At 69.7% G+C, this 1,424-nt stretch carries 3 protein-coding genes; 1 reads left to right on the plus strand and 2 read right to left on the minus strand.

Annotated elements, in window-relative coordinates; genetic code table 11:
* Positions 1-271 (minus strand): UvrD-helicase domain-containing protein (locus tag BN11_RS17695; protein ID WP_048699622.1); only part of this gene is annotated, 271 nt, incomplete at its 3' end.
* Between the two features lie 87 nt (positions 272-358).
* Here BN11_RS17695 and BN11_RS17700 point away from each other — a divergent pair.
* Positions 359-616: a mycoredoxin gene (locus BN11_RS17700; protein WP_048699623.1), complete on the plus strand. Its 258-nt coding sequence runs from the start codon at positions 359-361 to the stop codon at positions 614-616.
* A 98-nt stretch (positions 617-714) separates the two neighbouring features.
* On the opposite strand, the gene nudC is transcribed toward BN11_RS17700, so the two are convergent.
* The coding region (gene nudC / locus BN11_RS17705; protein ID WP_053084172.1) for an NAD(+) diphosphatase at positions 715-1,424 on the minus strand (710 nt) is incomplete at its 5' end.

Here is a 1,424-nt window from a genome sequence, read left to right on the forward strand (position 1 = left end):
GGAAGGTGCGCGCCTGCACCCCGGCCACGCCCAGCTCGCGCAGGCGCGTGCGCATCTCCCCGGCCGCCCGCGCGGTGAAGGTGAGCGCGAGGACCTGCGGCGCGGCATACGCCCCGGAGCGGACCCCGAACGCGATGCGGTGGGTTATCGCGCGGGTCTTGCCCGTGCCCGCGCCGGCGATCACCCGCATCGGCCCGACCGGCGTGCGCGCCACCTCGCGTTGCTCGGGATCGAGCGCCGCGAGGATCGCGTCGGCGTCGGGAAAGGTCATGATGGGAAGGTACGACCCCCGATCGACGTTGTCCCAATCAGTCCCGCGTTATCCACACCGTAAGTCCCACACCTCAAGGAGCCCCGTATGCCCGTCGAGACCCCGGCCGCCGGAAGCGTCACCATGTTTTCGACGACCTGGTGCGGCTACTGCACACGCCTGAAGTCCCAGATGGACCGCGAGGGCATCGCCTACACCGAGGTCAACATCGAGCACGACCCCGACGCGGTGGCCTTCGTCATGTCGGCCAACAACGGCAACCAGACCGTCCCCACCCTGCTCTTCCCCGATGGCAGCACGGCCACCAACCCCTCCCTCATCGAGGTCAAGAAGAAGCTGTCCTGAAGACGTCCGCGATCATCCGGTGGTCCGCCAGATGATCGGCCCTGGGCCTGGAAAAGCCTCGTCCCTGACGTGATCGGCCCAGGCCTTCCAGGGCGCGGTCAGCCGCCCCGATGCAGCCACCGCAGGATGAGCCGGCGCGAGATGCTCAAGGAGGTGCCGCCACCCCAGGCGGCCTCGTCGACCTTGGCGTGGTACTCCTCGCGCGTCACCCAGAAGGCCTCGGCGATCTCGGTCTCGTTCAGCACCAGCGTGGGGTCGTCGGCTCGCGCCTCGAAGCCGAGCATGAGCGAGTTGGGGAAGGGCCAGGGCTGATCGCCGAGATAGCGCACATCACGCACGACGACCCCGACCTCCTCGAACACCTCGCGAGCCACAGCCATCTCCAGCGATTCGCCCGGCTCGACGAACCCGGCCAGCACCGAGAGCCGGCCCTCGGGCCAGTTCGGGTGACGCGCCAGCAACAGCCGGTCGTCGGCATCGAGCACCGCCATGATGACCGCCGGGTCGGTGCGCGGGAAGTGTTCGCTCCCGTCGGCCGGGCAGCGCCGGGTCCAGCCGGCGTTGGCGATCTCGGTCTCGGCGCCGCACCGCGGGCAATGGGTATGTGTCGCATGCCAATTGGCCAGGGCAACGCCTGTGGTGAGGGCCTCGGCGTCGACGGGCTCGAGGTCGGCCCCTTCGCCACGCAGGGTGAACCAGCCGTCTCCGGCCTGATCCGGCGGCAACAGCAGTGCGAGCCGGGAACACCCGTCGGCTTCGCCGAGATACACCGCGTTGTATGCCGTGTCCCCCGCCTCCGGCGCCCGCC

Origin of the sequence: Nostocoides australiense Ben110 (assembly GCF_001050535.1) — a bacterium.
GTDB classification, from domain to species: Bacteria; Actinomycetota; Actinomycetes; order Actinomycetales; family Dermatophilaceae; genus Nostocoides_A; species Nostocoides_A australiense.